This is a genomic window from Tardiphaga sp. vice154 (assembly GCF_007018645.1).
Lineage (GTDB): Bacteria > Pseudomonadota > Alphaproteobacteria > Rhizobiales > Xanthobacteraceae > Tardiphaga.
In genome coordinates, this window is the sequence record NZ_CP041399.1 from 2,645,481 (window position 1) to 2,669,468 (window position 23,988).

At 64.0% G+C, this 23,988-nt stretch carries 19 protein-coding genes and 1 tRNA gene; 11 read left to right on the plus strand and 9 right to left on the minus strand.

The genetic code is table 11. The features are described 5' to 3' along the window. Positions 1-6: 6 nt before the first annotated feature. From FIU28_RS12340 to FIU28_RS12355, 4 genes are all read right to left on the minus strand, one after another. A complete protein-coding gene (locus tag FIU28_RS12340) occupies positions 7-2,085 on the minus strand; it encodes a putative bifunctional diguanylate cyclase/phosphodiesterase (protein WP_143573283.1) in 2,079 nt (692 codons plus the stop codon). Positions 2,086-2,424: 339 nt separating this feature from the next. Next, positions 2,425-3,588, minus strand: a complete 1,164-nt coding sequence (locus tag FIU28_RS12345) for an AI-2E family transporter (protein WP_143573284.1) — start codon at positions 3,586-3,588, stop codon at positions 2,425-2,427. A gap of 162 nt (positions 3,589-3,750) precedes the next feature. Continuing rightward, positions 3,751-5,160: a type I glutamate--ammonia ligase gene (gene glnA / locus FIU28_RS12350; RefSeq protein ID WP_143573286.1), complete on the minus strand. Its 1,410-nt coding sequence runs from the start codon at positions 5,158-5,160 to the stop codon at positions 3,751-3,753. Between the two features lie 107 nt (positions 5,161-5,267). Continuing rightward, positions 5,268-5,606, minus strand: a complete 339-nt coding sequence (locus tag FIU28_RS12355) for a P-II family nitrogen regulator (protein WP_143573288.1) — start codon at positions 5,604-5,606, stop codon at positions 5,268-5,270. Positions 5,607-6,006: 400 nt separating this feature from the next. On the opposite strand from FIU28_RS12355, the gene FIU28_RS12360 reads away from it, so the two are divergent. Further along, positions 6,007-7,503: an NAD(P)H-hydrate dehydratase gene (locus FIU28_RS12360; protein WP_143573290.1), complete on the plus strand. Its 1,497-nt coding sequence runs from the start codon at positions 6,007-6,009 to the stop codon at positions 7,501-7,503. Between the two features lies 1 nt (position 7,504). On the opposite strand, the gene FIU28_RS12365 is transcribed toward FIU28_RS12360, so the two are convergent. Continuing rightward, positions 7,505-8,836, minus strand: coding sequence for a multicopper oxidase family protein (locus FIU28_RS12365; RefSeq protein WP_143573292.1), 1,332 nt, complete (start codon positions 8,834-8,836; stop codon positions 7,505-7,507). 150 nt (positions 8,837-8,986) lie between these two features. Here FIU28_RS12365 and FIU28_RS12370 point away from each other — a divergent pair. The 5 genes from FIU28_RS12370 (at position 8,987) to lon (ending at position 16,169) form a co-directional block, all read left to right on the plus strand. After that, a tRNA-Leu gene (locus FIU28_RS12370) sits at positions 8,987-9,071 on the plus strand. 161 nt (positions 9,072-9,232) lie between these two features. Next, positions 9,233-10,594, plus strand: coding sequence for a trigger factor (tig, locus tag FIU28_RS12375; protein WP_143573294.1), 1,362 nt, complete (start codon positions 9,233-9,235; stop codon positions 10,592-10,594). A gap of 486 nt (positions 10,595-11,080) precedes the next feature. Beyond that, positions 11,081-11,713 carry an ATP-dependent Clp protease proteolytic subunit gene (locus FIU28_RS12380; RefSeq protein WP_143573296.1) on the plus strand — a complete coding sequence of 211 codons (633 nt, stop codon included), beginning with the start codon at positions 11,081-11,083 and terminating at the stop codon, positions 11,711-11,713. 433 nt (positions 11,714-12,146) lie between these two features. After that, positions 12,147-13,415 carry an ATP-dependent Clp protease ATP-binding subunit ClpX gene (clpX, locus tag FIU28_RS12385; RefSeq protein WP_143573298.1) on the plus strand — a complete coding sequence of 423 codons (1,269 nt, stop codon included), beginning with the start codon at positions 12,147-12,149 and terminating at the stop codon, positions 13,413-13,415. A gap of 327 nt (positions 13,416-13,742) precedes the next feature. Continuing rightward, positions 13,743-16,169 (plus strand): endopeptidase La, encoded by a 2,427-nt coding sequence (gene lon / locus FIU28_RS12390; RefSeq protein WP_143573300.1) that lies wholly within the window; start codon positions 13,743-13,745, stop codon positions 16,167-16,169. A 273-nt stretch (positions 16,170-16,442) separates the two neighbouring features. Here the strand turns inward: lon and FIU28_RS12395 are convergent, their stop codons facing one another. The 3 genes from FIU28_RS12395 to FIU28_RS12405 form a co-directional block, all read right to left on the minus strand. After that, positions 16,443-16,847, minus strand: a complete 405-nt coding sequence (locus FIU28_RS12395; protein ID WP_143573302.1) for a DUF4864 domain-containing protein — start codon at positions 16,845-16,847, stop codon at positions 16,443-16,445. Between the two features lie 135 nt (positions 16,848-16,982). After that, positions 16,983-18,161 (minus strand): alpha-D-ribose 1-methylphosphonate 5-triphosphate diphosphatase, encoded by a 1,179-nt coding sequence (locus FIU28_RS12400; RefSeq protein ID WP_143573304.1) that lies wholly within the window; start codon positions 18,159-18,161, stop codon positions 16,983-16,985. Beyond that, positions 18,158-18,817, minus strand: a complete 660-nt coding sequence (locus FIU28_RS12405) for a transferase hexapeptide repeat family protein (RefSeq protein ID WP_143573306.1) — start codon at positions 18,815-18,817, stop codon at positions 18,158-18,160. The genes FIU28_RS12400 and FIU28_RS12405 overlap by 4 nt, the downstream gene beginning before the upstream one ends. Before the next feature lie 218 nt (positions 18,818-19,035). Here FIU28_RS12405 and phnC point away from each other — a divergent pair, with 218 nt between their 5' ends. From phnC to phnE (FIU28_RS12425), 4 genes are all read left to right on the plus strand, one after another. Next, entirely contained in the window at positions 19,036-19,851 is an 816-nt protein-coding gene (gene phnC / locus FIU28_RS12410) for a phosphonate ABC transporter ATP-binding protein (protein ID WP_143573308.1), read from the plus strand. A 71-nt stretch (positions 19,852-19,922) separates the two neighbouring features. Next, on the plus strand, positions 19,923-20,861 hold the full coding sequence (gene phnD, locus FIU28_RS12415; protein WP_143573309.1) for a phosphonate ABC transporter substrate-binding protein: 939 nt from the start codon (positions 19,923-19,925) through the stop codon (positions 20,859-20,861). Positions 20,862-20,933: 72 nt separating this feature from the next. Then, positions 20,934-21,818 carry a phosphonate ABC transporter, permease protein PhnE gene (gene phnE, locus FIU28_RS12420; RefSeq protein ID WP_143573311.1) on the plus strand — a complete coding sequence of 295 codons (885 nt, stop codon included), beginning with the start codon at positions 20,934-20,936 and terminating at the stop codon, positions 21,816-21,818. Continuing rightward, positions 21,815-22,663 carry a phosphonate ABC transporter, permease protein PhnE gene (gene phnE, locus FIU28_RS12425; protein WP_143573313.1) on the plus strand — a complete coding sequence of 283 codons (849 nt, stop codon included), beginning with the start codon at positions 21,815-21,817 and terminating at the stop codon, positions 22,661-22,663. Before phnE (FIU28_RS12420) ends, phnE (FIU28_RS12425) begins: the two co-directional genes overlap by 4 nt. Before the next feature lie 9 nt (positions 22,664-22,672). On the opposite strand, the gene phnF is transcribed toward phnE (FIU28_RS12425), so the two are convergent. Beyond that, entirely contained in the window at positions 22,673-23,401 is a 729-nt protein-coding gene (gene phnF, locus FIU28_RS12430; protein ID WP_143573315.1) for a phosphonate metabolism transcriptional regulator PhnF, read from the minus strand. Positions 23,402-23,523: 122 nt separating this feature from the next. Between phnF and phnG the strand changes: the two genes are divergently transcribed. After that, positions 23,524-23,988, plus strand: coding sequence for a phosphonate C-P lyase system protein PhnG (gene phnG, locus FIU28_RS12435; RefSeq protein WP_143573317.1), 465 nt, complete (start codon positions 23,524-23,526; stop codon positions 23,986-23,988).

Sequence of the window (23,988 nt, forward strand, 5' to 3'; positions counted from 1 at the left end):
GGCCGCTCAGGCCGCGGCGGCCGATGCCGATCCCTTGGACTCGGGCGGCGCGCGCCCGGTCTTAGCGGCGTCGAGGATCATCTGGTTGATGACGTCGCGCGGCATCGGTCTGCCGAACAGGAAGCCTTGCACGCTGTCGCAATTCTCGCCGCGCAAGAATTCCAGCTGACGCGTGGTCTCGACGCCCTCCGCCAGCACGGGGATATCGAGGCTGCGGCCGAGCAGCATCGTCGCCTTGATGATCGCGGCGGCATGCACGCTGGTCTCGACCGACTGGATGAAGCTCTTGTCGATCTTGATCTTGTCGAACGGAAAGGCCTGCAGTGTCGACAGGGAAGAATAGCCCGTGCCGAAATCGTCCATGGCGACGGTGACGCCGAGCTCCTTCAGCGCCAGCACGACCTGCAGCGCATGCTGGCGGTCCGCGATAATGCCGGTCTCGGTCAGTTCAATTTCCAGACGGTCGGGTGCGAGCCCTGTTTCGCGCAGCGTTGCGGCGACATGCTTGGCCAGATCGTGATTGAGCTGCGCGGGCGCGACGTTGACCGCCACGCGGAACGGCCGGCTCCAACTCGTCGCCGTGGCGCATGCGGTTCGCAGAACCCAGTCGCCGATATCGACGATCAGGCCGGTTTCTTCCGCAATCGGTATGAACTGGTCGGGCGGAACCCGACCCTTTTTGGGATGGTTCCAGCGTAACAGCGCCTCGAAGCCCACGATGTTGCCGGTCATGACGTCGTTCTGGGGTTGATAGTAAAGCTCGAACTCGTCGGCGGCCAGCGCCCGCTTCAGGTCGATCGCAAGCTCCGCGCGGGTGCGGCTCACTTCGTCCATCGACGCTTCGTAGCTGCAGATCTTGCCCTGGCCCATGCTCTTGGCGCGGTACATCGCCAGATCGGCCCTCGCGCACAGGACCTCGCCTGACGTGCCGTGTTCGGGAAACAGCGCGATGCCGATGCTGCAACTGACCGACAGGTTGCGGTGTTCCCATGGAATGGGCGCGAGGACGAGATCGCGCAGCCGGTCGGCAAATTTGACGGCTTCGGCACGGGCGAACACATCGGTCTTGATCGCCACGAACTCGTCGCCGCCGATGCGGGCGAGGTATTCTCCATTCTGTAACGCGGCGCCTAGCCTCCGGGCGACGCCGGTCAGAAGGGCATCGCCGGCCGCGTGGCCATGCGCATCGTTGACATCCTTGAAGCGGTCGAGATCGATGGCAAGGACAACGACGCGCGCGGTATCGTCGCTGCTTCCGGTGAGCAGGGCAGCCAGGCGCTGTGCAATGCCGTTGCGGTTCGGAAGTCCCGTGAGCGGATCGTGCAGCGCAAGATGGCGGTAGCTCGCGGTGGCTTCTTGCGCCGCGTGCAGATCGATCGCATAGGCGGACGTCGCCATGGCCATGATCAGCGTGATGGCGGCGATGACGCTGCCAAGAAGGAAGGTGTCCGACAAAGCCTGCGCGGGGATTTCCGAACCCGCCATCGGCACCACCGTGACAGCCGCCATGCCGATGAAATGCAGCGTGACGATCGCCAGGATCATGGAAAGCGTGCCGCCATACTTGCAGAAGCGGGTCACCGGCCGGCTGATGCGGTTGGTGGCAACAGCGCCGAAGGCCATCGCGCACAGAACCGAAACGGTCACTAGGCCCGGGTTCCACATCAGGATGCCCGGCACCTCGAAGGCCATCATGCCGGTATAGTGCATGATGGCAATTCCAGCTCCGAAAATGGCGCCGCCGCCTTCGATGGCGGGCCCCAGCCGGGTGCGGGTGGTGATGAAGAAACCAAGCCAGGAGAAAGCCACCACGATCGCCAGCGAAAAGAACGTGAGCGTCGGCTCGAATGCCCGCTCGAGCGGCGACCCGTATCCGAGGATCGCCGTGAAGTGCGTGGTCCAGACCGTGCCGCCCGCGACAAGCCCGGAGAGGAACAGCAGATTGAGGCGCCGGGCACCGCTATTTCGCCTGACGCGCGCCAGCAGCCGCATCGACAGCAGCGAGCCAAACATGCACACCAGCAGCGCGGCGATCATGTAACGCGGATCGTGCTGGGCGGGCAGGCATGACAGGGCGTAGAGCATGGGTCCGGTTTCCTTTCAGCGAGCTACGATCTGAAGCGGCAACCGGGTTGGCACTGATAGAATTTAGATGACTAAATTACTAACGAGCTTCGGAGGTCGACGGCAGCGTGTCCATACAAGCCTCGTCGGATTAATTCAGCGTGTATCGACGCTGAACCTGCGCGGCGTTGACGTTGAATTTTTTGACAGCCTGAACAACTGATGACTGAAAACCGGATCGCGCTTTGCATGACGGCGGCGCGCAATCGGTACTTTTGCAAAGCGACGCCGACAGCAGGTGGTTGTGGCGGCGGTTCTATGCCGATTTACAAAGTGCGTGATGCTGAAGGGGCGTCGTGATCAGGCAGCCTTGGCAACCGGCTCGGCCCCGCTATCGTCTTCGTCCGCCTCGCGCAGGAAGTCGATCACCACCTTCATGATCGCCAGCACCGGCAGCGCCAGTGCCAGTCCCCAGACGCCGAAGACGATGCCGAGCATGATCTGGAACGCGAACAGGGTGGCCGGCGGAATGTCGAGCGCCTGGCGCTGCAGGATCGGCGTCAGCACATAGCTCTCCATGGCATGGACGCCGAGGAACAGCACGAAGGCGCTGGCCGCGGCGAACCAGCCAGAGGCCAGGCTGGCAAGCACGACGATCAGGCCCGCGAGCAGGGCGCCGACGGTGGGAATGAAGGCGAGCAGCCCGGCCTGAACCCCGAGGATGAAGGCGCTGGGCACGCCGATCAGCATCAGGCCGATCCAGGTGACGCTGCCGACGGCCAGCATGGTGATCATCTGGGCAATCAGCCAGCGCTCCAGCGTGCCGCTGATATTATCCACAATGACGGTCATCGGCGCGCGATACTTCTTCGGCGTGAGCGACAGCAGGCCCCTGCGATAGGTGCTCGGCTGGGCGGCGAAGGCGAGTCCGAGAAACAGCACGATGAAGAAATTTCCGAGCGCGCCGACCGCGCCGAGAATGATCTTAAGCGTCTGGCTGACGATGGCGCCGCCGCTGGAGGCAAAGGCGCTGGCACTGGGAAGGTTGTTAGTCTTGGCTTCCCCCGGGAAAGCCGGCGCGGGTTTCACGGGTGTCTCCGGCTTCACAGACCCGTCGGCCTCGCTGGCGAGGCCGCCGAAGTCGAGATAGCTGGTGTCGACTCCGTGCTGCTCGAGGAAGGTCTTGACGTTGACGATCTGCGATTTCAGCGTCGTGCTCAGCACCTTCGCCTGGTCGGCGATCGTGGAGCCGCCGAGGAACACCACGCCGGCCAGAAGCGCGGTGAGCAGCAGGCAGACGATGGTCAGGCGCAAGGCGTGCGGGCCGCCCATCACCCTGCCGAACAGTTCGGTCAACGCATTCAGCGCAACACCGAGCAGAATGCCCGCGAAGATCAGAAACAACGTGGCGGAGAAATACCAGGCGAACACCACGAAGATCGCAAAGGCGACGGTGCTGATGCCGCCGACGGCGATGGCCCAGGCGAGGTCGCTGCGTTTAGTGATGGCGTCTTCAGGGGGCACGTTCGATCCTCGCTGCGAATTCACCGCACTCTTTCGGCAAATACCGGCCGGATCAAGCGAAGATCGCGCGTCGCCCGAACCAATTTCCAAAACGAAAGGGCGCCCCGTTGCCGGGGCGCCCTTTGCTTCATGCGATAATGTGCGGAAGAGATCCGCGCAATGTTACAGCGAGTAGTACATGTCGAATTCGACCGGATGCGGGGTCATTTCGTAGCGCATCACTTCGGTCATCTTCAGCTCGATGTAGCTGTCGATGAAGTCGTCGTCGAACACGCCGCCGTTCTTCAGGAAGCCGCGGTCCTTGTCGAGGTTTTCCAGCGCCTCGCGGAGCGAGCCGCAGACGGTCGGGATCGACTTCAGCTCTTCCTTCGGCAGGTCGTAGAGGTCCTTGTCCATCGCCGGACCCGGATCGATCTTGTTCTTGATGCCGTCGAGGCCGGCCATCAGCATCGCCGCGAAAGCGAGGTACGGATTGGCCATCGGGTCGGGGAAGCGGACCTCGACGCGCTTGGCCTTCGGCGACGTGGTGTAGGGGATGCGGCAGGAGGCCGAACGGTTGCGCGCGGAATAGGCGAGCAGCACGGGGGCTTCATAGCCGGGGACCAGGCGCTTGTAGGAGTTGGTCGACGGGTTGGTGAAGGCGTTGATCGCCTTGGCGTGCTTGATGATGCCGCCGATGTAGAACAGGCAGGTCTCCGACAGGTCGGCATACTTGTTGCCGGCGAATACCGGCTTGCCGTCCTTCCAGATCGACTGGTGCACATGCATGCCCGAGCCGTTGTCGCCATAGACCGGCTTCGGCATGAAGGTGGCCGTCTTGCCGTAGATGTGCGCGACCTGGTGGATGCAATACTTATAGATCTGCATCTGGTCGGCCATGTGGGTCAGCGTGTCGAACTTCATGCCGAGTTCGTGCTGGGCGGAAGCAACCTCGTGGTGGTGCTTCTCGACCTTGACGCCCATGCGGGCCATCGCGCCGAGCATTTCCGAGCGCATGTCCTGCACCGAATCCTGCGGCGGAACCGGGAAGTAGCCGCCCTTGGTGCGGATGCGGTGGCCGAGGTTGCCGCCGTCATATTCGGTGTCGGAGTTGGTCGGCAGCTCCGACGAATCCAGCTTGAAGCCGGTGTTGTAGGGGCTGGACGAGAAGCGGACGTCGTCGAACACGAAGAATTCGGCTTCCGGGCCGACCATCACGGTGTCGCCGATGCCCATCGACTGGACCATCGCTTCGGCCTTGCGGGCGATGCCGCGCGGATCGCGGTTGTAGGGTTCGCCGGTGGAGGGCTCGAGAATGTCGCAGGTGATGACCATCGTGGTCTCTGCGAAGAACGGATCGATCACGGCGGTCGCCGGGTCGAGCATCAGCATCATGTCGGATTCATTGATCGCCTTCCAGCCGGCGATCGAGGAACCGTCGAACATCGTGCCTTCGGCGAAGATGTCTTCGTCGATCATCGAGACGTCGAAGGTGACGTGCTGCCACTTGCCGCGGGGGTCGGTGAAGCGCAGGTCGACGTATTTGACGTCATTGTCCTTGATGGACTGCAGGACTTCTTTGGCGGTCGTCATGAATACCCTCTTTGGCTGGTCGTCGGAACGCGGCCGCGCGGCGGCGGCCGGCTATCTCTAGCCGTTCCGGAGTGCTTTCGATAGCCTCAGAAGTTGCGAACGCAGGCTCAGATGGCGTCGAGGCCGGATTCGCCGGTTCTGATCCGGACGGCTTCCTCGATGTTGGACACGAAGATCTTGCCGTCGCCGATGCGTCCGGTCTGGGCCGCGCGGCGGATGGCATCGATGGCCTTCTCGACCAGATCGTCGGAGATCACGATCTCGATCTTCACCTTGGGCAGGAAGTCGACGATGTATTCGGCGCCGCGGTAGAGCTCGGCATGGCCCTTCTGGCGGCCGAATCCCTTGGCTTCGGTAACCGTGATTCCCTGCAATCCGACTTCCTGAAGTGCTTCCTTTACCTCGTCGAGCTTGAATGGCTTGATGATGGCTTCGATTTTCTTCACTGAGCGTCTCCCCGGCACTTCCACTAAGTCAGGCCGCACGTTGCGTTACATTGCGCCTATCGCGCAGACTGATCGATACCCTGTTGTGGGCATTATTAGGCTGTCCCCATGTCGCTCCCATCGAAGCGGGGAATCACAGGCGGTCAGCCACCCCTCCATCGCCTACAGGTGACGGTCAGAAGCAGGCTCGTAAAAGCAGGGTCCATGCCAACTGACGAGGCAGTCTAACTTTCGAGCATTATCAGGTCATTACAAGGCTACCCCCGTGACCGACCAGTCGGCGCGGCGGTTTTTTAGCATGCTATTTGTGCAGACTGCACAATCAGAGTGCAAATATACGTTAGCTGGATCGCCAGAGCGACCCGGCCATTGCCTCCCGATGAGGCGTAGAGGAAACGACATGGAAGTTCTTACGACGGCCGAAATGAGCGAGGCGGACCGGCTGACGATCGCAGCCGGCATCGCCGGCTTCGAACTGATGCGCCGTGCCGGCCAGGCTGTGGCCGATGCGGCGATGGATCTGGCAGACGAGGGATCGATCCTGGTGATCGCCGGGCGCGGCAACAATGGCGGCGACGGCTTTGTCGCGGCGACTGAACTGGCCGCGCGCGGGCGCGAGGTCGAAGTCATGCTGCTCTGCGACCCCGCCACGCTCAAGGGAGACGCCGCATTGGCGGCAGCCGCGTGGAAGGGGCAGATCCTGTCCTGGGATCCCGCTGCGATCGGATCGCCGGCCTTGATCATCGACGCGCTGTTCGGCGCCGGGCTGGATCGGCCCGTCAAGGGCGAACCGCTGGCGATGATCGAGGCGATCAATACCGCAGGCGTGCCGGTGTTGGCGGTGGACCTGCCGAGCGGAATCAACGGCACCACCGGCGCCGTGGTGGGCGCCGCGGTCCGCGCGTTGGAGACGGTGACGTTCTTTCGCCCGAAGCCCGGCCACATGCTGCTGCCGGGACGGGTCCATGCCGGGCAGTTGCGGGTGGTCGATATCGGCATCGATGCCGATGTGCTGGAGACGATCCGGCCGCTGACTTCCGACAATACGCCGGACGCCTGGGCCACCGCATTTCCGGCGCCGCGGATCGACAGTCACAAATTCTCCCACGGCCATGCCGTGATCCTCTCGGGCGGGATTGCCTCGACCGGCGCGGCACGGCTGTCGGCCCGCGGCGCGCTGCGCGCCGGGGCCGGGCTGGTGACGGTGGCCTCGCCGCGCGAGGCGCTGGCGGTCAATGCCGGCGCGCTGACGGCAATTATGGTGCGGCCGGTCGACACGGCCGAGGAGTTTGCTGAGCTGATCGGCCGCAAGGTCAATGCCTGCGTGATCGGGCCGGGCGCCGGCGTCGGCGACCGCACCCGCGACTTCGTGCTGGCGTTGCTGTCGGCGAAACGTCACGCCGTGCTCGATGCCGACGCCCTGACCAGCTTTGCCGACGCGCCGGAAAAACTGTTCGCGGCGATCAAGGCGTCGCCGGAAGTGCATATTGTTCTGACCCCGCATGAAGGCGAATTCCCCAGGTTGTTCAGTGACATGAGCAACAAACATCCACTGCGCTCGAAGCTCGAGCGGGTGCGTGCGGCAGCCGAGCGCGCCGGCGCCGTCGTGCTGCTGAAGGGGCCGGACACCGTAATCGCATCGCCGGACGGCCGCGCGGTGATTTCAGCCAACGCGCCGCCCTGGCTGGGGACCGCGGGCTCCGGCGACGTGCTGGCGGGGATCATTGCCGGCTTCCTGGCGCAGGGCGTTGCCGCCTTCGAAGCTGCCTGCATCGGCGTCTGGATGCACGGCGAGGCCGGCTCAGAGGCCGGGCCGGGTCTGATCGCAGAGGACCTGCCGGAGACGCTCCCCGCAGTGTTCCGACGGCTCTATGACCGGTTCGAGTTCCAGTATTGAGCTAGGCGACCTCGAACGAGCGCATCAGCCTGGGCGCGGCCCAGTCGGTGGCAAAGGCTTCCATGCCCCAGCGGCCGGGATACTCGGCGGCGAAGGCGATGCGGTGGGTCTGGTTGGGTTGCATGGCCAGCGTGTCCAGCCAGTACGGCTTCCAGCCATCGTCGAGCCGGTCGAGCAGGCGGAAGGGGTGGCCGTGCAGATGAAACACCGCCGCGGTGTTGTCCCGGTTGGTGAGGGCGAGCACGACGACGCGGCCGGGCTTGACGCGAAAGGCCGGCGCCGACGCGGTGATGCCGGCAGGCTTCACCCATTCCGGTTTGGCCGCGGCGGCGCCCCCGATCGTCAGATCGATGCGCTGGGCCGATTTGAGATCCAGCCGCGCCGGCAGCCCGTTGGACGGCAGCGGCGCGGGTGGCGGCAGGGCGCGGTCGCGGGCCGGGGCCTCGCCGGAGACGACGAGCTTGCCGATCGTGCGGGCTTGCTTGCCGTCATGGAGCATCAGGCCGGAAGTCGTTCCGGCGGGTTTGGTGATATCGATGAAGGCGTCGATCCGCGTGCCCGGCGCCAGCACCAGCTGGCTGTTGCGGGCGAGGAAGGGCTCGGCGGGCTGCCCGTCAATGGCCATCACGCGGATCTCTTGATCCTCAATTCGTAAAGCAATGACAGATCGTTGGCAGCCATTGATAATCCGAATTCTGAGCCGCTCGTTGATTCTGGCTGCGAGGTCGAGGGTCGGCTTGCCGTTGATCGTGAACAGCGTTGCGGCGTCTTTCGGGTCGCTGCCGGGGGCGATCGCGGTGCCATCCGCGCGCAGCCGGAAATCCTCGATCAGCCAGACCTCGTCGCGGTCCACCTCCGGTGGCGCGGCCTCCTGCACGACACAGGCCCGCGCCGGTGACGGCAGCGCCTGGCCGTCGCCGAGCAACCGGGCGTCGAGCAGCCCGGTGCCGGCATGACGCAGCGGCAGCCGGAAGGCGTCCTTGCCGCCGGCGGCCATGGGCGGTCGGCCGAGCAGCGGCTCGGCGCGCGCGATGCCACCAAGGCCACGCCACATCAGCGCAATGGGCACCGGCAGGTCGTTCTGGAGGCTGATGTCGATCTCATCGCCTTGCTTGAACCGGAGAATTTCGTCGGCCCCCGAGAGCAGCCAGGCCGGCGTCGGCGTGCCGGGGGCCAGCGCCAGCGTTCCAGCCCCGGCGCGCAAAGCGAGGGAAGGCCGCCCCTGGGCAGCGGCCGGTGATGGCGTCCACGAGGCCAGCGAAGGCACCAGAATCGTCCCGCCCAATCCGGCGAGCAGGGTGCGGCGGCTGAGGGCAGGTGGCGCGTGTGTCATGTCGGAATCCCGACCATTTTCGCCGGCCGGTGTCCAGTACGGCGGTGATTGTGTCGCAGGGCTTGCCAAACCCATTTTTTTGATGCGAACCATCATCCCCATGTTATAAGCCCGCCGCTCGCGGCATCGCGGCCGAACAGCATGTTTTACGCGGGCGTGGCGGAATTGGTAGACGCAGCGGCTTTAGGTGCCGCCGACGCAAGTTGTGGGGGTTCGAGTCCCTCCGCCCGCACCAAACGTTCACAGCGTTTGACATTGAGTTTTCCGGGCACGTTTCGACAAGGAGATCCTTGATGGAATGGGCTCGACACGAACGGTGGAAGGTTTCGGCCTGCCATTGCACCATTTTACAACGTCCGGCCTGCGCGCCGGACCAGCGAGAAGAAGATTGACGCCATGCAGGTGAATGAAACCGTTTCCGACGGGCTGAAGCGCGAATTCCAGGTCAACGTTCCGGCCGCCGACATCGAAGCCAAGGTCGATGCGCGCCTCGACGACATGAAGGGCAAGGTCAAGCTCAACGGCTTCCGCCCCGGCAAGGTCCCGATGGGCCACCTGAAGCGCCTGTACGGCCGCTCGGTCGCCGCCGAGACCGTCGAGGAGCTGATCCGCGACACCAATTCGCAGATCTTCACCGAGCGTGGCTTCCGCCTGGCCACCGAGCCCAAGGTGACGATGCCGACCGAGCAGAAGGAAGTCGAAGACATCCTGAGCGGCAAGTCGGACCTCAATTACACCGTGGCGATCGAAGTCGTCCCCGCCATCGAACTGGCCGACTTCAAGAGCTTCTCGGTCGAGAAGCCGGTCGCCGAGGTCGCCGAGTCGGACGTCGATGAGGCCATCAAGCGCGTCGCCGACCAGAACCGCGCGTTCAACGCCAAGGCCGAGGGCGAGAAGGCCGCCTCCGGCGACCGTGTCACCGTCAGCTTCAAGGGCACCATCGACGGCACCCCGTTCGACGGCGGCACCGGCGAGGACATCCAGGTCCTTATCGGTTCCAACACCTTCATCCCGGGCTTCGAGGAACAGTTGATCGGCATCGGCGCCGGAGAAACCCGCACCCTGAAGGTCGAATTCCCGAAGAACTATGCCAGCGACACGCTGGCCGGCAAGCCGGCCGAGTTCGAGACCACCGCGACCAAGATCGAGTCGCCGGTCGATACCGTGATCGATGACGAGTTCGCCAAGACGCTCGGCCTGGAATCGCTCGACAAGCTCAAGGAAGCCGCCAAGGAGCGCCTGACCCAGGAATACGCCGGCGCGACCCGCCAGCGCGTCAAGCGCGTGCTGCTGGATCGTCTCGACGAAACCCACCAGTTCGGCGCGCCGCCGTCGCTGGTCGAGGAAGAGTTCAAGCTGATGTGGAATTCCATCAAGTCGGAGATGGAATCGACCGGCAAGAGCTTCGCGGACGAGAACACCACCGAAGAAGCCGCGATGGAAGAATACCGCAAGATCGCCGACCGCCGCGTTCGCCTCGGCCTTGTGCTGTCGGAGATCGGCGAGAAGAACAAGATCACTGTGACCGACGACGAAGTGTCCCGCGCCGTGATCGAGCGGGCGCGTTCGATGCCCGGTCGCGAGAAGGAAGTCTGGGACTATTACCGCAACAATGCCAATGCCTTGGCCCAGCTTCGTGCACCGATCTACGAGGACAAGGTGGTCGATTACATCCTTGAGCTCGCCAACGTGACCGAGAAGAAGGTCAGCCGCGAAGAGCTCTACAAGGACGAGGAAGCGGACAAGACCGCGGCCTGATCCAGGCCGCCGTGCTCTCCTTCACCTCTCCCCCCGCGCGAAGCAAGCTTCGCTAGAGGGGAGAGGTCGGATGGGAGAGCGAAGCGAACCCATCCGGGTGAGGGGGCTTGGCGCCGTCGATAGGCCGTCGCCCCTCACCCGAACCCTCGCTGACGCGAGGCTCCGACCTCTCCACACCGGGGAGAGGTGGTTGAGCGCCACCGATGGCTCCGGCTTTCGGCCGGCGTTAAGCTTATGTCTCGATACCGGCGATAGAGTTGCTGCATCGCTTTGCCGTGGCCGCAAGAATCGGCTTGAACTGGTGCCAGAGGGCATCGACGGCCTGTGGCCTTGTCGCCGCCCGATTGGCTCATATCTGTGGGCTCTGATTGTTATTCCTGCATCACGGGACGTTCGTCCTCGTCCGGCCAGCCTTTACAGGTTCTCTCTCGCCGATCGACGCGCGTCCCCGCCAAACCAGACCTTCTCTAACCTTTCGGGTGATCAATGCGCGATCCGGTGGAAACCTACATGAACCTCGTGCCCATGGTGGTCGAACAGACCAACCGCGGCGAACGGGCCTATGACATCTTCTCGCGCCTGCTGAAGGAGCGCATCATCTTCGTGACCGGTCCGGTCGAGGACGGCATGTCGACGCTGACCGTCGCGCAGCTGCTGTTCCTCGAAGCCGAGAATCCGAAGAAGGAAATCTCGATGTACATCAATTCGCCGGGTGGCGTGGTGACGTCGGGCCTGGCGATCTACGACACCATGCAGTTCATTCGCCCGCCGGTCTCGACGCTTTGCGTCGGCCAGGCCGCCTCGATGGGCTCGCTGCTGCTCTGCGCCGGCCATAAGGACATGCGCTTCTCGCTGCCGAATTCGCGCATCATGGTGCACCAGCCGTCCGGCGGCTTCCAGGGCCAGGCGACCGACATCATGCTGCACGCCCAGGAAATCCTGAACCTGAAGAAGCGGCTCAACGAGATCTACGTCAAGCATACCGGCCAGAGCTATGAGAAGATCGAGGAGGCCTTGGAGCGCGACAAGTTCCTGACCGCCGACATGGCCAGGGAATTCGGTCTGATCGACAAGGTGATCGACAAGCGCGCCGAAGAATCGTCCGCGAAGGCGCCGTAGGACACATTTGGCGAACCGGGACAGACGGCGCCTTCGCGCTATCTGTCCCGGATCGGGCTGTGATCCGGACAGATACCGCCGCGATCGGTATCAGGTTCCGTTTCGCCTTTGCGAGCGTTCCACTTTCGTGCTCGTCGGGGTGTGGCTTTCGTGCCTCGGCCGCCGAATTTGATGGCGGCGCTCGCGCAGCGGGAGCAAATCACGCTATTGTCACGGTGTCAGGCACCGTTGCGATTAGCGAATTCTTGATCATCGGCTGACAGCATGGTTCGCTTAGGTGGATGGGTTAGTATTGCGGAAAGATTGAGTGCGCCATGATTCGTGCGGCATTCTGCAACGGGGTCTTTTTTGGTACGGATTTTGCTCTATCTACGGAGGAGTGCCGTAACAGGGCGACCGAACGAACTAGATCGAACGGCGGACGGAGAAGACAATGAGTAAGGTCGGCACCAGCGACTCGAAGAACACGCTGTATTGCTCGTTCTGCGGCAAGAGCCAGCACGAAGTTCGCAAATTGATCGCGGGTCCCACCGTCTTCATCTGCGACGAGTGCGTCGAGCTCTGCATGGACATCATTCGGGAGGAAAACAAATCCTCACTGGTCAAGTCGCGCGACGGAATTCCGACGCCGAAGGAAATCTGCAAGGTTCTCGATGATTACGTCATCGGCCAGAGCCATGCCAAGAAGGTCCTCTCGGTCGCGGTGCATAACCATTACAAGCGCCTCAACCACCAGACCAAGCACAATGACGTCGAACTGGCGAAGTCGAACATCCTGCTGATCGGACCGACCGGTTCGGGCAAGACGCTGCTCGCCCAGACGCTGGCGCGCATCCTCGACGTGCCGTTCACGATGGCCGACGCCACCACGCTGACCGAAGCCGGCTATGTCGGCGAGGATGTCGAGAACATCATCCTGAAGCTGCTGCAGTCGGCCGACTACAATGTCGAGCGGGCGCAGCGCGGCATCGTCTATATCGACGAAATCGACAAGATCTCGCGCAAGTCCGACAATCCCTCGATCACCCGCGACGTGTCGGGCGAGGGCGTGCAGCAGGCCTTGCTGAAGATCATGGAAGGAACCGTGGCGTCGGTGCCTCCTCAGGGCGGCCGCAAGCATCCGCAGCAGGAGTTCCTGCAGGTCGATACCACCAACATCCTGTTCATCTGCGGCGGTGCGTTCTCCGGCCTCGAAAAGATCATCTCGGCGCGCGGTCGGTCGACCTCGATCGGCTTTGCCGCCCAGGTTCTGGCGCCGGAAGACCGCCGCACCGGCGAAATCTTCCGCTTCGTAGAGCCCGAAGATCTGCTGAAGTATGGCCTGATCCCCGAATTCGTCGGTCGTCTGCCGGTCGTGGCGACGCTCGAGGATCTCGACGAGGCCTCGCTGAAGAAGATTCTGACCGATCCGAAGAACGCGCTGGTCAAGCAGTACCAGCGCCTGTTCGAGATGGAGAACATCGAGCTGACCTTCGCCGACGAGGCCCTGGGCGCGGTGGCGCGCAAGGCGATCGAACGCAAGACCGGCGCGCGCGGCCTGCGCTCCATTCTGGAAAGCATCCTGCTCGAAACGATGTTCGATCTTCCGGGTCTGGAAGGCGTCGAGGAAGTCGTGATCTCCCGCGAGGTCGTGGAAGGTACCGCTCGCCCGCTGTACATCTACGCGGACCGCGCCAACACCGAGAGCAGCGCCAGCGCCTGATCGGGCTACCGTGCTGCTTGACGAGACCTGACAAAACGGCTGCCGATCCGATCGGCAGCCGTTTTTTTTTGCGAAAAAGAGTTGGCGGCAACCGGCCGCGGTGACCGGGTATTGGTACCAGTGGCAGACGCGATCGCGTCTCTTGACACCCCCCCGAGCCATAGCCACCTTAGGCTTTCGGCGAACATCTTTCCTCCCCCAAGATTCGCTATTACGATCCGGACAAGCGGAGCCTGAGGCGGCCGAGTGAGACGGAAAATCGGCACCTTGTGGCGGTTGCGCAAAGAGCGGACCGCGAGCAGGGGGGTACAGCAAAAGGATTGGGCCATGACTGCCTCCAAACCCCGGCCAACTATCATTCACGGCGAAAGCCACTCTTATCCGGTGCTGCCGCTGCGCGACATCGTGGTCTTCCCGCACATGATCGTGCCGCTGTTCGTCGGCCGCGAGAAATCGATCCGTGCCCTCGAAGAGGTGATGAAGAGCGACGCGCTGATCATGCTCGCCACGCAGAAGAATGCGTCGGACGACGATCCGGCCCCGGATTCCATCTACGAGATCGGCACGCTCGCCAGCGTGCTGCAGCTCCTGAAGCTTCCCGACGGTACTGTGAAGGTCCTCGTGGAAGGCCTCGAGCGCGCCAAGGTCGAGAAGTATTCCGACCGTGCCGAATACTATGAAGCCACTGCCACCGCGCTGGCCGACACCGATGCTACCTCGGTCGAGGCGGAAGCGCTGTCGCGCTCGGTCGTGTCCGACTTCGAGAGCTATGTGAAGCTCAACAAGAAGATCTCCGCCGAGGTCGTCGGCGTCGTGCAGGCTATCACCGATTTCGCCAAGCTCGGCGATACGGTCGCGTCGCATCTCGCCGTCAAGATTGCGGATCGCCAGGGCATCCTGGAGACGCTGTCGGTCACCGCGCGCCTGGAGAAGGTGCTCGGCCTGATGGAGAGCGAGATCTCGGTGTTGCAGGTCGAGAAGCGCATCCGCAGCCGCGTCAAGCGGCAGATGGAGAAGACCCAGCGCGAGTACTACCTCAACGAGCAGATGAAGGCGATCCAGAAGGAACTCGGCGACGACGAAGGTCGCGACGAGCTGGCCGACATCGAGGAGAAGATCGCCAAGACCAAGCTGTCCAAGGAAGCCCGCGAGAAGGCGCAGCACGAGCTGAAGAAGCTGCGCCAGATGTCGCCGATGTCCGCGGAAGCGACCGTCGTGCGCAACTACCTCGACTGGTTGCTGTCGATTCCATGGAACAAGAAGTCCAAGGTCAAGAAGGACCTCGCCGCGGCGCAGGCCGTGCTCGACGAGGACCACTATGGCCTGGAGAAGGTCAAGGACCGCATCGTGGAGTATCTCGCGGTGCAGACCCGGGCCAACAAGCTGTCGGGCCCGATCCTGTGCCTCGTCGGTCCTCCCGGCGTCGGCAAGACCTCGCTCGGCAAGTCGATCGCGAAAGCGACCGGACGTGAGTTCGTGCGCGTGTCGCTCGGCGGCGTGCGCGACGAGGCGGAGATCCGCGGCCATCGCCGGACCTATATCGGTTCGATGCCCGGCAAGATCATCCAGTCGATGCGCAAGGCCAAGACCTCGAACCCGCTGTTCCTGCTCGACGAGATCGACAAGATGGGCGCCGATTTCCGCGGCGATCCGTCGTCCGCGCTGCTCGAGGTCCTGGACCCCGAGCAGAACGGCACCTTCGCCGACCACTATCTGGAAGTGGACTACGACCTGTCCAACGTGATGTTCATCACCACGGCGAACACCCTGAATATTCCGGGGCCGCTGATGGACCGCATGGAGATCATCCGGATCGCCGGTTACACCGAGAACGAGAAGGTCGAGATCGCGCGCAAGCACCTGATCCCGGTCGCGCTCTCCAAGCACGGTCTGGACAGCAAGGAATGGTCGATCGACGACGACGCCCTGCTGCTGATGATCCGCCGCTACACCCGCGAGGCGGGCGTGCGTAATCTCGAGCGCGAGCTCTCCACACTGGCCCGCAAGGCCGTGAAGGAGCTGATGCTCTCGAAGAAGAAGGTGGTGAAGGTCACCGAGAAGAATATCGAGGAATTCCTCGGCATTCCGAAATATCGCTTCGGCGAGATCGAGCTCGACGACCAGGTGGGCGTCGTGACCGGTCTGGCGTGGACCGATGTCGGCGGCGAGTTGCTGACCATCGAAGGCGTGATGATGCCCGGCAAGGGCCGCATGACCGTCACCGGCAATCTGCGGGACGTGATGAAGGAATCGATCTCGGCGGCGGCGTCCTACGTCCGCTCGCGCGCGATCACCTTCGGGATCGAACCGCCTTTGTTCGAGCGGCGCGACATCCACGTCCACGTGCCGGAAGGGGCGACCCCGAAGGACGGCCCGTCGGCCGGCGTGGCGATGGCCACGACGATCGTGTCGGTGCTGACCGGCATTCCGATCCGGCACGATCTTGCCATGACCGGCGAAATCACGCTGCGCGGCCGGATCCTGCCGATCGGCGGATTGAAGGAGAAGTTGCTGGCAGCGGCCCGCGGCGGCATCAAGACGGTGCTGATCCCCGAGGACAATGCCAAGGACCTCACCGAGATCTCCGACGCCATCAAGGGCGGCATGACCATCATTCCGGTCGCCCGGATGGATGACGTGATCGCCAACGCCCTGGTGCGCAAGCCGATCCCGATCGAGTGGGAAGAGGACACCAAGCTGCCGGTCAAGCCGGACGCCGCCGACGAAGCCGGCAGCGGCCTCACCGCGCACTAAGGATCGATCCTCACGACGACATCAGCGGCGCCCTTCGGGGCGCCGCTTTTTTGTGGGATGTGCCGACGTATTGCAGGCATCAGCGACGCCCCGTCACCTCTCCCCGTCGGGAGAGGTCGGTTATTCGAGCGTCAGCTCGAATATCCGGGCGAGGGGGTCTCGCGCCATCGATAGACCGTATCCCCTCACCCCCGCCCTCTCCCACAGGGAGAGGGGGCGCACGGCCTGAGCGTCGCTGGGGCAATGGCTAGATCATAGGAGTGCGCGCGGTGCTTACGCCGAGGTGCCGACCGCCTTCAGCGTGCAGCCGATGATTTTCAGGCTGCCGTCGGGCTGGACCTCCAGAAAGTACAGCGCATCCCACGGCACGCCTTCGGTATCGACGATGCGGACGTCCTGCTCGATTCGACCGCCGACGCTGCGCGAATCCGTGAAGTCGAAACTCTTGTGGCGATACACCGGCGCGTAGCCGCTGCGGACCATCGCCATGAAGGTGTCGGGATCGCCGAACATGCGCTGCAGCGCCGGCGCGGCATGAGAGTAGGCGGCCGCGGCATCGTCGCGGGCGAGCGCCTGTTCCTGCGCGCGGATCTCGTTTTGCGCAGCGGCGACATCGTCGGCCCGCGCGGGGGCAGCCAGGCCCAGCAGCAGCGCAACCAGTAGAACGGCTACTCGCATGTATCTCTCCCGTGCAGGCGACGGGCTATGCCGCCGGGCCATGCTGACAGATACTGGCAGGCCGGGCGTTTGGTTGCAGAGAATGCGCGAAAACCCGGCGACGGCGGCCCCCCGCCGTCGCCGCGAAGGCCGCGCCTATTCCGCGGCGAGCGCGCGGGCCGGGCCCGCCTGCAGCAGGCGGCCGGCGTCGGTCAGATGCACCAATCGCCCGTTGGCGACCACCGCGACGATGCGCGGCCGTAGCGCCACGCTGTCGTCGATCAGCACCAGATCGGCCCGTCGGCCTTCGGCGATCACACCACGGTCGGTCAGGCCGGCCGCCGCCGCCGGATTGGCCGAAATCAGCGCCCAGGCCTGCGGCAGCGGCAGGATGCCGTCGGCGACAAGCCGGAACGCGGCCAGCAGTTGCGCGGGATAATAGTAATCCGACGCGAGAATCGAGCACAGGCCCTTGGCGATCATGTCGGATGCGCGGGTCCAGCCGGTGTGGCTGCCGCCGCGCACCACGTTCGGCGCGCCGAACACGATGAAGTCGCCGGCGTCCGCGGCGGCAACCGCGGTTTCCTCGTTGATGGGAAACTCCGCAATGGCCACGCCGAGCGCGCGGAAGTCGCTGCGCATGTCGGGTGTCATGTCATCATGCGACAGCGTCGGCACCTTTGCCGCCTTGGCCGCCTGCGCGAGGCGCGCGATCGACGCCGGCACGGCATCGGCGCGCGACAGCACGCGCTCGACCAGGAGGCCGAACGCCTCGCTGCTGAGGCCGCTGCGCTCGACCATGCGGGCGCGCTTCGCGGGTTTAAAGATCCCGGTCAGGTCCATGTGGTCGTTGAACGCCAGCAGGTCGATGCGGCCGTCAGCCAGCCACTGCAGGATCTCGGTCTCGGCGTCGAGATTGTAGGTCTCCTGGCGCAGATGGAAGCGGGTGTCGGCGGCCAGCTGCGGCCGCAGCGTCTCGATCGCCTGCAGCAGCAGTCGCGCATTCTCGGCGCCGCGCAGCCCGGGCTCCCATGACCAGGTGGTGCCGTGGAAAACCGTGGTGATGCCATTGGCTATCGCCTGGCGGTCGCTGTCGATGAGGGCGACGTCAACGGGGAAATCGACGCCGGGGCGCGGCATCAATTGACGCTCGAAGGCGTCGCCATGCAGGTCGACGATTCCCGGCAGCACCAGCAGGCCGCCGGCGTCGACACCGAGGCCATGCGCGTGGTCATGTCCGATGGCGGCGATGCTGCCGCCGTAGATCTGCAGCGAGGTTTCGACGAGTTCGTGGCCGAGCAGGGTGCGTCCGCCGTCAATGAAAATATTCGTCATGTCTCTGCCGTTTGCTGGGCGGCGGGCGCCGCGCCGCCAGATTGGTACTTGTCGAGAAAATCTTCCACCGAAAGTTTGCGAAAGTCGGGCAGGGCCTGGCGCAGCGTCGCGTGGTCCCAGTCCCACCACGCCAGCTCGCCGAGCCGGGCGGCTACGTCTTCCGGAAAGCGGCGGCGAATGATGCGCGCGGGATTGCCGGCGACGATCGTATAGGCCGGCACATCCCTGGTCACGATGGCGCCGGCGGCGATCACCGCTCCGGTGCCGATATGGCGGCCGGGCAGCACGATGGCGCCGTGACCGATCCAGACGTCATGGCCGATCGTGACATGATGCGCGCGGCGCCATTCGAAGAATTCGGCGTCGTCGGCCTCTCCCGGAAAATAGGCGCTGGCGCGATAGGTGAAATGCGCCTGCGTGGCGCGGTGCATGGGATGGTTGCCGGGATTGATCCGCGTCATGGCGGCGATAGAGACGAATTTTCCGATCGTCGTGTAGGTGACCTGCGCGTCATTCACGACATAGGAGTAGTCGCCCATCGCGACTTCCTGCAGGACCGTACGCGCGCCGACCTCGCAATAGGCGCCGAGCGTGGCCTCGACCAGTCGCGCGGTCGGATCGACCGACGGCACCGGTGAGAGTTTCTTTTCGGTCATGGATACTCCTGCAGGAAAGGCTCGGCGGCGATGCCGCTCATAAGGACACAGCGGTGCGCGTGGTTCTCTTCGATCGGTTCCGTGACGACAGCGTGACGTTTCGATGATGATCACCGAAAAGTCCCAGCCTGGGGACTGCGCGGCGGTGGATTGGCGATGTCATATCACTGTCAACCATGGGCGTTACGGCTTGCGTTCTATTGCTTTGGGAGTACGGCATGCTGGTGGTTGATAATCTGACGTGCCGCTTCGGCGCCAAGGCGGCGGTCGATCATGCGTCGTTCGAGATAGCCTCCGGCGCCTTCGTCGGCGTGATCGGTCGCTCCGGCGCCGGCAAATCGACGCTGCTGCGGATGATCAACCGGCTGGCGGAGCCGACCTCGGGCCGCATCCAGTATGACGGCGTCGATATCACGGCGTTGCGTGGTCGCGATCTCCGGCAGTGGCGCGCGCGCTCGGCGATGATCTTCCAGCAGTTCAATCTGGTCGGTCGTCTCGACGTGCTGACCAACGTGCTGATGGGCCGGCTGTCCGAGATGCCGCAATGGCGTTCTCTGACCCAGATGTGGCCCGAGCAGGACCGCGCTCTGGCAATGTCGGCGCTCGAGCAATTCGATATGGCCTCGCTGGCGGCGCAACGCGCCGATCAACTTTCCGGCGGCCAGCAGCAGCGCGTCGCCATTGCGCGTGCGCTGGTGCAGCAGCCCGACATCATTCTCGCCGACGAGCCGATCGCATCATTGGATCCGCGCAATACCCGCATCGTGATGGATGCACTGCTGCGCATCAACAAGCATTTCGGCATCACCGTGATGTGCAACCTGCATTCGCTCGATCTGGCGCGGACCTATTGCGACCGGTTGATCGGCATGTCCGCGGGCCGCGTGGTGTTCGACGGGGCGCCGGCCGCGCTGACCGAAAGCATCGCCCGCGAGCTCTACGACCTGGAAGCCGACGAGGTGATGGGAAGGAACCCGACTCACCATCCGGTACCCGCCGGCGTTCCCGCCTATGGCAACGCCGCCGCCGCCTGACGTCGCAGCCCTGACATCCGCGGGCTGTATTCAGCAAGCGCCTTCAAACCCGAACGAACCCTGAGGCTATCATGATCAATCGCCGCATTCTTCTCATCAGCGCCGCAGCGCTCGCGCTCGCCACCTCGGCCGCGTCGGCGCAGGACTACAAGACCAAATATCCGGAACTGACCTTCGCCGTCATCCCGGCGGAAAACGGTTCCGGCGTCACCGAGCGCTGGCAGCCCTTCGTGAGCTATCTCTCGAAGGAGCTGGGCGTGAAGGTCAATTTGCGCATCGCCAACGACTATGCCGCGGTGATCGAAGGCCAGCGCGCCGGCAACATCCAGATCGCCAGCTACGGCTCCGCCTCGTTCGCCCGCGCCCGCCTGACCGGCGTCAAGACCGACGCCTTTGCCAACGACATCAACATCGATGGCTCGACCGGCTACTATTCGGTGTTCTTCGTCAAGGCGAACAGCGCCTACAAGACGATCGACAATCTGAAGGGCAAGAATCTCGGCCTGGTCGATCCGAACTCGACCTCGGGCAACAACGTGCCGCGCTTCGAACTCGACAAGCTCGGCATCACGGACGCCGACAGCTATTTCGGCAAGGTGGTGTTCACCGGCAGCCACGAGAACGCGCTGCTGGCGCTGTCGCAGGGCACCGTCGACGTCGCTGCCAACCAGTGGACCAACGACAATGATTCCACGCTGCAGCAGATGCTCACCAAGGGCATGCTGAAGAACGCCGACGGCTCGGCGATGAAGAAGGAAGACTTCCGCATCGTGCACAAGTCGGCGCCGATCATCAACGGCCCCTACGCCTACAGCTCGGACCTGCCGGAAGACCTTAAGGTCGCGATCACCAAGGCCTTCATCGAGGCGCCGACCAAGGACAAGGCGGCGTTCGATCGCCTGTCGGACGGCCAGAAGAAGGGCTTCCACGCCGCGACCACCAAGGATTGGGACGCGACCATCGACCTGATCAAGTTCGTCGACGCCCTGCGCAAGAAGAAGGCGTCCTGATCGCTGTACGACTGTGAAGAGCCGGACCGACTGGGTCCGGCTCTTTTTCTTTGACCTCCCTCAGGTATCAACATGTCCGCTGCCGTTTCCATCCTTCCGGCCCAGCAGCTTGCGGCGCTGAATGACGCCTATCGCCGCGCGGTGGCGAAGAAGCGGCTGCGGGCCACGCTGGCGACCGCGGTCGGCTTCGCAGTGCTGCTGATCGCGGCGATAGGGGCGGAGGTCAACCTGGCGACCTTCTTCGGCAAGATCGGCAATATCGCCAGCTACTTCGATCGCATCTTCACGCTCGATACCGGGATGCGGGCATGGAGCGATGTCGGCGAATGGTTCTGGGGCTGGCAGAAATGGCTGTCGCTGCTCGGCGAGACCGTGCTGATCTCCTATGTCGGAACGCTGGTCGGCGCGGTGCTGGCGTTCGGACTGAACTTTCTGTCCGCGGAAAACACCGCACCGTCCGCACCGCTGCGCTTCGTGGTCAAGCGCTTCATGGAATTCTGCCGTACCGTGCCGGACATCGTGTTCGCGTTGATCTTCGTGATCGCCTTTGGCCTTGGCCCGATGGCCGGGGTGCTGGCGATCGCGATCCACTGCGTCGGCGCGCTCGGCAAGCAATATAGCGAGATCGTCGAGAACATCGACATGCGGCCGGTCGAGGGCATCCGTTCGACCGGCGCCGGCTGGACCGACTGCATGCGCTTTGCGGTACTGCCGCAGGTCGCCGCGGGCTTTGCCGGCTACACGCTGCTGCGTTTCGAGATCAATGTCCGTGGCGCCTCCGTGATGGGCTTCGTCGGCGCCGGCGGCATCGGCCAGGAACTCGTGGTCGCGGTACGGAAATTCTATTATTCGGACGTGAGCGCCATCCTGCTGATGATCATCGTCACCGTGTTCATCATCGACATCAGCACCGGCTGGCTGCGCGGCCGGCTGTTCGGCAAGGAAGCCCGATCATGAGCAAGCGGCCGAGCGTCAATACCGAAGAACTGCGCGCGCGCTATCCGGCCGTGTTTCAGCGGCCGATGGCGTCACGCGCGACGGTGCCGGCGATCTTTGTCGCGGTGCTGGCGCTGTTCATCTTCGGCCTCAACGAACTGGAGTTCTCGCCGGCCCGGATGCTGGCCGGCGTGCAGCAGCTCGGCTGGATCGCGATGATGATGGTGCCGCCCGATCCCGGCTCGTCGCTGCCGGCCTATCTCGCCGCGATGGGCGAGACATTGTCGATCGCTCTGCTCGGCACCACGCTCGCAGCAGTGATCGCGTTGCCGGTCAGCTTTCTGGCGGCGCGAAACATCATTCCGTCGCCTTTCCTGCGCTTTCCGGTGCGGCGCTTCCTCGACTCGATCCGCGGCGTCGATACGCTGATCTGGGCGCTGGTCTGGATCAATGTCGTGGGCCTCGGCCCGTTCGCCGGCGTGCTGGCCATTGCGGTGTCGGATTTCGGGGCGTTCGGTAAATTGTTCTCGGAGGCGATCGAAGCCGCCGACAAGAAGCAGGTCGAAGGCATCCGGGCGTCCGGCGGCAGCCCGCTGCACGAGATACGCTTTGGCCTGCTGCCGCAGGTTCTGCCGGTGATCGCCGGACAGGTATTGTACTTCATCGAATCCAACACCCGGTCCGCGACCATCATTGGCATCGTCGGCGCGGGCGGCATCGGGCTGCAGCTCGCCGAACAGATCCGCGTGCTGGAATGGCAGAAAGTGTCGTTCCTGATCCTGATGATCCTGGTGGCGGTCGCAGCGATCGACGTCATCTCCAGCCGGCTGCGCTTTGCGATCATCGGGCGACGCGCGGTGGTGTGAAGGCTCGCGCTAGCCGTTCTCAACGACGAACTCGACGCGCTCGGCGACGAAGCGCGAGCGCGACACCTTCAGCGGCGTGCCCTTCATATCGGTGTCGACGCTGTCGACGATCAGGATCGGCCGCCCCAGCGCCAGTTCAAGCCTTGCGGCGTCGGCGGCATTGACGATCGCGGCGGTGATTCGGGTCGAGAGCCGTTGATAGTCGCGGATGTCGTAATGCGCGAGCAGCTTCGTCGTTGAATTCAGCCGCTGGTAGACCGCCGCGGCATCGGCAAAACGGTCTGCGGGAAACCAGGTGGTGCCGATGCAGATCGGCGTCTTGTCGGCAAAACGCAGCGCTTCGATCCGCACCAAAGGCGCGCCGGTCTTCACGCCGAGCTGTTTGGCCAGCTCGCGCGTCGCAGGTTCGGTGGCGGCCTCGATCATCTTGCCGTCGGGCTCGCGACCGCCGGCGCCGACGATCTCGGAGAAGCGCGTGCGCGCGCGCAGCGGATAGGTCAGCTTCGGCGCTTCCACATAGGTGCCGCTGCCGCGCTCGGCACGCACGAAACCGCGCTCGGCCAGCGACGCCAGCGCGCGACGCACCGTATGGCGATTGACGCGGTAGGTTTCGGCGATCTCGGTCTCGCCGGGCAGTTTTTCGCCGGACCGATGAGTACCGTCGGCAATGCCACGCTCGATGCCGTCGGCGACCTGCCGCCACAGCGCAACGCCGGTTGGTTTGTCCTGCATGGTCACGATGTTGTGGTCTCACCAAGTTGTCGGGCGGGGATAGCGAAAAATCACCGTGCTGTCACCAAACGGTCATTGCATGGGTCTATCAAGTTGTCTAGAAATATAGACAACTTGATCCGGACGGGATGACCATGACCGCAGCCCTGAACCCTGAGCAGATGCGGCGACAGCAGGCAATGGCCGTGCTGGCGCATGCCGACACGGCGGCGATCGCCGGCCATCTCGAAGCGCTTGAGATGCCTGCCTATCAGCCGTTGCGCGAAGCGGAGAACGGGCTGGTGATGCTGCGCGGCCGGATCGGCGGCGACGGTGCGCCGTTCAACCTTGGCGAGGCCACCGTGTCGCGGGCCGCCGTGCGGCTGGCGGGCGGCGAGGTCGGTTTTGGCTATGTGCTCGGCCGCGACCGCGCCAAGGCCGAACTGATCGCGCTGTGCGATGCGCTGATCCAGACCGAACGTTTCGCAGAAACGCTGGAAATACAGGTACTGACGCCGCTGCGGGCGCGGATCGCCGGCGAGCAGCAGCGCCAGGCGGCGCAGACCGCGGCGACCAAGGTTGATTTCTATACGCTCGTGCGCGGGGAGGGATAA

Bases quoted from the DNA above. Each gene is read 5' to 3' on its own strand.
- FIU28_RS12340 (WP_143573283.1), bottom strand. From the start codon at position 2,085: ATGCTCTACGCCCTGTCATGCCTGCCCGCCCAGCACGATCCGCGTTAC.
- glnA (WP_143573286.1), bottom strand. From the start codon at position 5,160: ATGACGACCGCCAAAGAAGTCCTGCAGTCCATCAAGGACAATGACGTC.
- FIU28_RS12360 (WP_143573290.1), top strand. From the start codon at position 6,007: ATGGAAGTTCTTACGACGGCCGAAATGAGCGAGGCGGACCGGCTGACG.
- FIU28_RS12365 (WP_143573292.1), bottom strand. From the start codon at position 8,836: ATGACACACGCGCCACCTGCCCTCAGCCGCCGCACCCTGCTCGCCGGA.
- tig (WP_143573294.1), top strand. From the start codon at position 9,233: ATGCAGGTGAATGAAACCGTTTCCGACGGGCTGAAGCGCGAATTCCAG.
- FIU28_RS12380 (WP_143573296.1), top strand. From the start codon at position 11,081: ATGCGCGATCCGGTGGAAACCTACATGAACCTCGTGCCCATGGTGGTC.
- clpX (WP_143573298.1), top strand. From the start codon at position 12,147: ATGAGTAAGGTCGGCACCAGCGACTCGAAGAACACGCTGTATTGCTCG.
- lon (WP_143573300.1), top strand. From the start codon at position 13,743: ATGACTGCCTCCAAACCCCGGCCAACTATCATTCACGGCGAAAGCCAC.
- FIU28_RS12395 (WP_143573302.1), bottom strand. From the start codon at position 16,847: ATGCGAGTAGCCGTTCTACTGGTTGCGCTGCTGCTGGGCCTGGCTGCC.
- FIU28_RS12400 (WP_143573304.1), bottom strand. From the start codon at position 18,161: ATGACGAATATTTTCATTGACGGCGGACGCACCCTGCTCGGCCACGAA.
- FIU28_RS12405 (WP_143573306.1), bottom strand. From the start codon at position 18,817: ATGACCGAAAAGAAACTCTCACCGGTGCCGTCGGTCGATCCGACCGCG.
- phnC (WP_143573308.1), top strand. From the start codon at position 19,036: ATGCTGGTGGTTGATAATCTGACGTGCCGCTTCGGCGCCAAGGCGGCG.
- phnD (WP_143573309.1), top strand. From the start codon at position 19,923: ATGATCAATCGCCGCATTCTTCTCATCAGCGCCGCAGCGCTCGCGCTC.
- phnE (WP_143573311.1), top strand. From the start codon at position 20,934: ATGTCCGCTGCCGTTTCCATCCTTCCGGCCCAGCAGCTTGCGGCGCTG.
- phnE (WP_143573313.1), top strand. From the start codon at position 21,815: ATGAGCAAGCGGCCGAGCGTCAATACCGAAGAACTGCGCGCGCGCTAT.
- phnG (WP_143573317.1), top strand. From the start codon at position 23,524: ATGACCATGACCGCAGCCCTGAACCCTGAGCAGATGCGGCGACAGCAG.